We start from the raw sequence: 7391 nt of genomic DNA, 5'->3' as shown, positions 1-7391 counted from the left end.
CGCAATCAGCCCGCCCCCAATGGTCACTGACTGGTCTGGGAGGTCGCGTGGGTAGGGGGGGGAGCTGGCTTGCCGGCAAAAGGGCCGCAAAGCGGCCCCGACAATCTCAAGCCTTGGCCAGATCCGGCAGATCACCGCTCAAACCCAGCGCCTGCCGCACGAACAGCGCCTTGGCCTCCGGCATCTGCTCCACCAGCTTCAACCCGCTGTTACGCAACCAGCGCAACGGCAACGGGTTGGCCTGGAACAACCGCTCGAACCCCTCCATCGCCGCCATCAGCGCCAGGTTGTGCGGCATGCGCCGTCGCTCGTAACGGCTCAGTACCTTCACATCCGCCAGCCGCTCGCCACGCTCGCAGGCGTTGACCAGCACCTCGGCCAGCACTGCAGCATCGAGGAAGCCCAGGTTGACGCCCTGCCCGGCCAGCGGATGAATGGTGTGCGCGGCATCGCCGATCAATGCCAGGCCTTCATCCACATAGCGCTTGGCGTGGCGCTGGCGCAGCGGCACGCACACCCGAGGGTCGGCTTGCAGTACATCACCCAGGCGCCCCTCGAAAGCCCGCTCAAGGGCCTTCAGGAACGCAGCTTCATCCAGCGCCATCAACTGCTCGGCATGCTCCGGCGTGGTCGACCACACGATCGAGCACCAGTCCTGCTGGTCGTCGCGGGTCAGCGGCAGGAACGCCAATGGTCCTTCGTCGGTAAAGCGCTGCCAGGCCGTGGCCTGGTGCCCGGCGCTGCAACGCACGCTGGTGACAATGGCGTGGTGCAGGTAATCCCACTCGCGGGTTGCGCAGCCGGCCAGGCGCCGCACTGCCGAGTTGGCACCGTCGGCCGCGATCACCAGCGGCGCACGCAGCTGGCGGCCATCGGCGAGGGTCAGCAGCCACTCGTCGCCGGAGCGTCGCAGCTGTTCGAGCCGCGCATTGGGCAGCAGGCCGATATCGCTGTCATGCAGGCGCTCCAGCAGGCCATCCTGCACCACCCGGTTCTCGACGATGTGGCCGAGCACTTGAGCATGCACGCTGGCAGCCGAGAAGTGAATCTGCCCGGTGCCGCTACCATCCCATACATGCATGTCCGAGTATGGCGTGGCACGCCGGCGGGCGATGCCATCCCAAGCGCCAAGGCGCTCGAGGATGCGCTGGCTGGCTGCCGACAGCGCGCTGACACGCGGTTCGAACGGGGCCTGGGCATCGAACGGCTTGACCGTCAGCGGGCCGCCGTCGAGCAAGAGGATTTGCAAGCCACTGTGGCGCAACGCCAGGGCCAGGGCGCTGCCGACCATACCGGCACCGACAATCAACAGATCTGCGCGCATTTCCATGCCTTACGCCAGCCTCGCTTGCGGCTTGAGCCGCACATATAGGGTTTTATCGACCCGCGCCACCAGCTCGCCGGCGCCGTCGCGGATATCGACCTGCAAACGCGGCAGGCACTTCTTGCCGGTGGCAGTCTGCTGGCGAATTTCGTCCAGCAGCGCGTCATCGACGTGGAGTTCGGCATACACCGGGCCTTTGCCCGGCGAAATGAAATCGATGCTGGCGGCCTTGTCCCAGACGATGTAGTCACGACCCAGCTGCTCGATCAACAGCAGCATGTAGAACGGGTCGACCATCCCGTACAGGCTGCCGCCGCACTGGGTGCCGACGTAGTTGCGGTTCCAGCGGGTCAGCTTCATCGCCACCTTGACGCTGCGCAGGTCCGGGCTGATGTGCTGCACGCGGATACCAGCCCCGAGGTGCGGCGGGAACAGGTTCAGCCGCCAGCGCAACAGGCACGCCCGGCGCGCCAGCCTGCGCGTGTTGTCACTCATGCCTGACCTCGCGGATCGGGGCGGGTGCCCAGGCCCATGGCCTGGCGGGCGAACCAGCTTTTGGCCGGTGGCAGCAGGTCGAGCCCGAGCAGGCCAAGGTTGCGGCCGGCGGCCAGCAATGGCTGGCTGCTACCGAACAGACGGGTGACTTGGTCGGAAAAGCCGATGGTCATGGCCTGGTCCACGCGCTGGCGCTGGTGGTAGGCCTGCAATGTTGTCAGGTCGCCAGGCTGCTGCGGGCCGGCCAGCAGCGCCTCGGCAAGCGCCTGCACGTCACGCAGCGACAGATTGAAGCCTTGGCCGGCAATAGGGTGCAGGCTGTGCGCGGCGTTACCCAGCACCACCAGATGCGGCCGCACCTGCTCCTGGGCCTCGATCAGCGACAGTGGGTAGAGGTGCCGCGCGCCGACCTGGCGCAAGGCGCCCAGGCGATAGCCGAACACGCCCTGCAGTTCACGCAGGAAATTGCGCTCGTCGATGTCGGCCAGACGCCGCGCGTCCATGCCCTGTCGGGTCCAGACCAGCGCGCAGCGGTTATCCGGCAGCGGCAGCAGGGCCATGGGGCCTTCTTCGGTGAAACGTTCGAAGGCCTGGCCGCCGTGGGCCTCGCCCGGGGTTATGTTGGCGATCAGCGCGCTCTGTTGGTAGGGCGTGTGGCGCACGTGGATACCCAGTTGTTCGCGCAGGCCGGAACGGCCACCGTCGGCCAGTACAGCCAGGTCGCACTCCAACTGGGTGTCATCGTTCAGCTGCAGGCGGTAGCCACCCTCGATGGCCTGCATCGCAGACACTTCCGCCGGGCAGCGCCAGCTCACCACCTCGCTATCCAGCCCTTGCCAAAGGCACTGGCCCAGCCAGGCGTTTTCCACCACGTAGCCAAGCGCCGGCACACCCTCTTCCCGGGCATCCAGGCGGGTGGCACCGAAACGGCCGCGGTCGGACACGTGAATCTGCAAGATCGGCTCGGCGCGATGGCCGATGGCCTGCCACAGGCCCAGCTGGTGGTAGATCTGCTGGGTACCAAACGACAGTGCCGACGAACGCGCGTCGTAGCTGGGCTGGAAGCTGTCACCGGGGGCGAACGGCTCGATCAGCAGGATCTTCCAACCTCGCGCCTTGGCCCCCGCCTGCAGGGCCAGGGCAAGGCTCGCGCCCACCAGGCCGCCACCGATGATCGCCAGGTTTACCCGATTCATGCCACGTCCTTGCGGGCGGCCTGCATCAGCGCCTCGATCTCGGCGACCGTGCGCGGCACGCCCGAAGTCAGGATTTCACAGCCTTGCCTGGTCACTACCACGTCGTCCTCGATCCTTACACCAATGCCGCGCCATTTCTTGGCCACGGCCTGATTGTCGGCGCCTATGTAGATGCCCGGCTCGACGGTCAGCGCCATGCCGGGTTCAAGCACCCGCCACTCGCCGCCTACCTTGTACTCGCCCACATCGTGCACATCCATGCCCAGCCAGTGCCCGGCGCGGTGCATGTAGAAGGCACGATAGGCCTCGCTGTCGATCAGCGCCTGCACCTCGCCCGTCAGCAGGCCCAGTTCCACCAGGCCCTCGGTGATGACCCGCACGGTCGCCTCATGGGCGTGGTTCCAGTGCTTGCCAGGGGCGATTTCGGCAAACGCCGCTGCCTGGGCTTTGAGCACCAGCTCGTAGATGGCCCTCTGCTCGGGCGAAAAACGCCCGCTGACAGGGAAGGTACGGGTGATGTCGCTGGCGTAGCAGTCGATCTCGCAGCCGGCGTCGATCAACACCAGGTCACCATCCTTGAGCGGGGCGTCGTTCTGCTGATAGTGCAGGATGCAGCCATTGCGCCCAGCCGCGACTATCGAGCCGTAGGCCGGCATCTTCGCCCCGCCCTTGCGGAACTCGTAGTCCAGCTCGGCTTCCAGGCTGTATTCGTGCAAGCCGGCCCGGCAGGCCTGCATGGCCCGCACGTGGGCCCGCGCCGAGATATCTGCGGCAGCGCGCATCACCTTCACTTCCGCTGCCGATTTATACAGGCGCATGTCGTGCAGCAGATGATCCAGCGCAACGAACTCGTTCGGCGGCTGGGCCCCCAGGCGCGCCTTGGAGCGGATCACGTTGATCCAGTCCATCAGCCGGCGGTCGAACTCGGGGTTGCTGCCCATGGCGCTGTATACCCGCTCACGGCCTTCGATCAGGCCCGGCAGGATCTCGTCGATGTCGGTGATGGGGAAGGCATCGTCTGCGCCAAAATCGCGCACCGCACCTTCCTGGCCGGCCCGCAGACCATCCCACAGCTCGCGCTCGGGGTTGCGTTCACGGCAGAACAGCACGTATTCGCCATGCTCGCGACCGGGAATCAGCGCAATCACCGCTTCCGGCTCGGGGAAACCACTGAGGTACTGGAAGTCGCTGTCCTGGCGGTAAACGTGCTCGACGTCGCGGTTACGGATGGCAACCGCGGCGGCGGGCAGGATGGCGATGCTGTTGGGGACCATCTGCGCCATCAGCGCCTTGCGCCGACGGGCATACTCGGCCTTGGGAATGTGGCTCATGGGCAGACTACCCCTGGTTGATCAGTGCAGCGATGGCTTGGGTGCAGGGGCGGCCGGCTTGGCCAGCTCGGAGAACAGCAGCAACGGCGCCACACGCAGGTATTCCATGACTTCCATGTAATCGCTCTCGCCATCCTCGGACTCCTCGAGGGCTTCCTGGACCTGGGAAATGGCCACCAGGTCCTGCAGCACTTCCTTGGCCTCGTCGGACAGGTCCTTGCCACCGGCATTCAGGCCGAAACCGGTAATGAAGCCTTGGCACCACTGGCCTAGCGCGGTGGCGCGATCGCTCAGGGCGGCGTCGTCGGAAGGCAGCAGCAGGACGATCGCCATGTCGTCGCTGGTCAGTTCGCCCTTGACCATTTCCTGCAGGCCGACCAGGGCGTTGCGTACGGTGTCACCGGGCTCGGTTTCCAGCAGCTGGGCGGCATCGGCCAGCCAGCCGTCGGCGTCGAAGCCGGCACCGGCGCAGCTGCGGCCGATCAGCAGGCCGTGCAGTTCGGCCGGGGTTACAGGATGGCCATTGCTGGACAGCAGCATGGCGAAGGCGATGTAGGGCGATTGGGTATTGGGCATGGGCAGCTAGGCGCCAGACGGCGCAATGACTAGAATGGAGACCTTGTATCCTAGCACCGGCAGGCGCGCCAAGACCATCGGCACTGGCCGCCGCCGCCCAGGGAGAGGCATCATCGCCAGGTGACTCAACGACGGAGCGAATCGAGTGCAACCCACGCAAGAGAACGACCTGCAGGCACTGATGAGCCGATTCGAGTTGCTGATCGAACGTGTCGAGCAACTAAAACGGCAAAATGCACTCCTAGTAGCTCAGGAAAAGTCCTGGCGCGAAGAGCGCGCCCACCTCATCGAAAAGAACGAGATCGCCAAGCGCAAGGTCGAGTCGATGATTTTACGCCTCAAGGCTCTGGAGCAAGACTCATGAGTTCAAGCAATAGCGTCACCGTGCAGATCCTCGACAAGGAATATTCGATCATCTGCCCGCCGGAAGAGCGCAACAACCTGGTCAGTGCCGCGCGCTACCTGGACGGCAAGATGCGCGAAATCCGCAGCAGCGGCAAGGTGATCGGCGCCGACCGCATCGCGGTCATGGCAGCGTTGAACATCACCCACGAAATGCTGCACCGCCAGGAAGACCGCAACGATGCCCCGGCAGGCGGCACCACCCGCGAACAGGTGCGCGACCTGCTGGAACGGGTCGACCAGGCACTGTCCGACGACGCGGATACCAAAATCGGCTGAGATTGGTATACTGGCGCCACTCCCTGGGGGATGCGCCAGTCGGTTATGTCCCTGAGCCGATACGCACAACCACGGGGGTTGCACGCTGGGGCCGGTGTGCATGTCCGCCCGACGGAAAGCCTTAACGCCCCCTGCAATCTCCACCTTGAACTTTCGGGTTCAAGGGCTACACCGATAGCGGTCTTATCGGGGAGCCTGAATTATCTTGCCCGCCCCTTTCGGCGGGCAATTCGTATTGGCCGACCACGTCGGCCAGCACCTGGGATCGCCCGTGCCATGACCGACACCGCGCAGCTCACCCGCCCCCAGCTCCGTCGCTTGCTCCGCAATGCCCGCCGCGCCCTTACCCCTGCTCAGCAACGCCAGGCCGCCCTTGGCCTTTACCGCCAGCTGGCGCAGCACCCGCTGTTCCGACGCGCCCGGCACATTGCCCTGTACTTGCCCAACGATGGCGAAATCGACCCTTACCTGCTGCTGCGCGAGGCCCAGCGCCGCGGCAAGCGCACCTACCTGCCGGTGCTGCACGCCTGGCCGCGCACGCGCATGGTGTTCCAGCGCTTCGAGCAAGGCGAGAAGCTCAAGCCCAACCGCTTTCGCATTCCCGAGCCGGTCACCGAGCGCAAGCGCCAGCGCCCGATCTGGTCGCTGGACCTGATCCTGCTACCGTTGGTCGGTTTCGACGAAGTGGGCGGTCGCCTGGGAATGGGCGGTGGTTTCTATGATCGCAGCCTGGCCTACCAGGCACGTCGCCAGACCTGGAAAAAACCATTGCTGTTGGGGCTGGCACATGAATGCCAAAAGGTCGAGCGGCTGGCTCAGGCCAGTTGGGACGTACCGCTACAGGGGACGGTCTCGGACCGTGGCTGGTACCTGGCGCCGCGTTGAGCGGCGCCGGCGGGGGCATCAACGTTGCGGCTGGCTGGCGTCGACCGGCATCTGATAGGCGTTGTCCAGCTTGCGCTCCCAGATCCCTTGCGCATAACCGGTAGTGACCACACCCAGGCCAAAAATGAACACCAGGATCCACAGCAGATCCGGCTTGTTACGTTGATTCATCGAAGATTGCCCCCCAGGCAAACTGTTCAGGCTCGGCAATTTTCTGGGTATTGCCGGAGCATCGCGCTTTAAACGGGGCGCATTTTCCGACAACCTGCGTCTGCACGCAAACCTTGACGCCAACCGGCTGTCGGTTTCGTCCAACAGGTTATTTCAAACCTTTTCAGGAGCAGTTCCCATGGCCCACTGGCTGATGAAATCCGAGCCCGACGAGCTCTCCATCGAAGCCCTCAGCCGGCTCGGCGAAGCGCGCTGGGACGGCGTGCGCAACTATCAGGCACGCAATTTCCTGCGGGCCATGAGCGTTGGCGACGAGTTCTTCTTCTACCACTCCAGCTGTCCGCAGCCGGGCATCGCCGGCATTGCCAGGATCACCCGCGCAGCCTACCCGGACCCAACCGCGCTGGACCCGCAAAGCCCCTACTACGATGCCAAGGCCACGGCCGACAAGAACCCTTGGAGCGCGGTCGATGTGGCCCATGTGCAAACCCTGCCACGGGTGCTGGAGCTAGGCTGGCTGAAACAGCAGACAGGCCTGGCCGAACTGCCGCTGGTGCAGAAGGGCAGCCGCCTGTCGGTAATGCCGGTGACGCCAGAGCAATGGGCGGTGATTGTCGCTTTGCGTTGAAACTGCGGCTAAGGTCATAAACCAAAGGGGCCGCCCTGCGGCCCAGGGGAGGGAGGGGAAGCGCAACCCCCCCCACCCCAAAACCCAACCCACACCCCCCCCCC

General features: G+C 65.1%; 10 protein-coding genes and 1 other RNA gene. 5 read left to right on the top strand and 6 right to left on the bottom strand.

Annotated features, from left to right (window positions below; all coding sequences use genetic code 11):
* Positions 1-106: 106 nt before the first annotated feature.
* Genes ACLCGK_RS06140 through ACLCGK_RS06120 form a run of 5 tightly spaced genes read right to left on the bottom strand, consistent with a single transcriptional unit; the run spans position 107 to position 4922 of the window.
* Positions 107-1324, bottom strand: a complete 1218-nt coding sequence (locus ACLCGK_RS06140) for a 2-octaprenyl-3-methyl-6-methoxy-1,4-benzoquinol hydroxylase (protein WP_410951505.1) — start codon at positions 1322-1324, stop codon at positions 107-109.
* A 9-nt stretch (positions 1325-1333) separates the two neighbouring features.
* Positions 1334-1819: a DUF4442 domain-containing protein gene (locus tag ACLCGK_RS06135; protein WP_013974720.1), complete on the bottom strand. Its 486-nt coding sequence runs from the start codon at positions 1817-1819 to the stop codon at positions 1334-1336.
* Positions 1816-3015, bottom strand: coding sequence for a 2-octaprenyl-6-methoxyphenyl hydroxylase (ubiH, locus tag ACLCGK_RS06130; RefSeq protein WP_410951504.1), 1200 nt, complete (start codon positions 3013-3015; stop codon positions 1816-1818). Before ubiH ends, ACLCGK_RS06135 begins: the two co-directional genes overlap by 4 nt.
* On the bottom strand, positions 3012-4346 hold the full coding sequence (gene pepP / locus ACLCGK_RS06125) for a Xaa-Pro aminopeptidase (RefSeq protein ID WP_003259366.1): 1335 nt from the start codon (positions 4344-4346) through the stop codon (positions 3012-3014). The genes ubiH and pepP overlap by 4 nt, the downstream gene beginning before the upstream one ends.
* Before the next feature lie 21 nt (positions 4347-4367).
* Positions 4368-4922 (bottom strand): YecA family protein, encoded by a 555-nt coding sequence (locus tag ACLCGK_RS06120; protein WP_003259367.1) that lies wholly within the window; start codon positions 4920-4922, stop codon positions 4368-4370.
* A 181-nt stretch (positions 4923-5103) separates the two neighbouring features.
* Here ACLCGK_RS06120 and ACLCGK_RS06115 point away from each other — a divergent pair, with 181 nt between their 5' ends.
* The 4 genes from ACLCGK_RS06115 to ACLCGK_RS06100 all read left to right on the top strand — a co-directional run bounded on the left by ACLCGK_RS06115 (position 5104) and on the right by ACLCGK_RS06100 (position 6488).
* The gene (locus ACLCGK_RS06115; protein ID WP_029886233.1) at positions 5104-5286 is read left to right on the top strand and encodes a TIGR02449 family protein; all 183 of its coding nucleotides are present in this window, start codon (positions 5104-5106) and stop codon (positions 5284-5286) included.
* The gene (locus ACLCGK_RS06110; protein ID WP_003259368.1) at positions 5283-5603 is read left to right on the top strand and encodes a cell division protein ZapA; all 321 of its coding nucleotides are present in this window, start codon (positions 5283-5285) and stop codon (positions 5601-5603) included. Before ACLCGK_RS06115 ends, ACLCGK_RS06110 begins: the two co-directional genes overlap by 4 nt.
* Before the next feature lie 17 nt (positions 5604-5620).
* A non-coding RNA gene (gene ssrS, locus ACLCGK_RS06105) (6S RNA) lies at positions 5621-5800 on the top strand.
* A gap of 79 nt (positions 5801-5879) precedes the next feature.
* On the top strand, positions 5880-6488 hold the full coding sequence (locus tag ACLCGK_RS06100; RefSeq protein ID WP_003259369.1) for a 5-formyltetrahydrofolate cyclo-ligase: 609 nt from the start codon (positions 5880-5882) through the stop codon (positions 6486-6488).
* 18 nt (positions 6489-6506) lie between these two features.
* Here ACLCGK_RS06100 and ACLCGK_RS06095 read toward each other — a convergent pair whose 3' ends face one another.
* Positions 6507-6659: a hypothetical protein gene (locus ACLCGK_RS06095; protein ID WP_013974724.1), complete on the bottom strand. Its 153-nt coding sequence runs from the start codon at positions 6657-6659 to the stop codon at positions 6507-6509.
* Between the two features lie 178 nt (positions 6660-6837).
* On the opposite strand from ACLCGK_RS06095, the gene ACLCGK_RS06090 reads away from it, so the two are divergent.
* Entirely contained in the window at positions 6838-7287 is a 450-nt protein-coding gene (locus ACLCGK_RS06090; protein ID WP_410951503.1) for an EVE domain-containing protein, read from the top strand.
* The last annotated feature ends 104 nt before the right edge of the window (positions 7288-7391 follow it).

It is taken from the genome of Pseudomonas sp. S1(2024), from assembly GCF_046557535.1.
The sequence above is the reverse complement of the archived record's forward strand: the minus strand, read 5'-3'. Positions and strand labels throughout refer to the sequence as shown.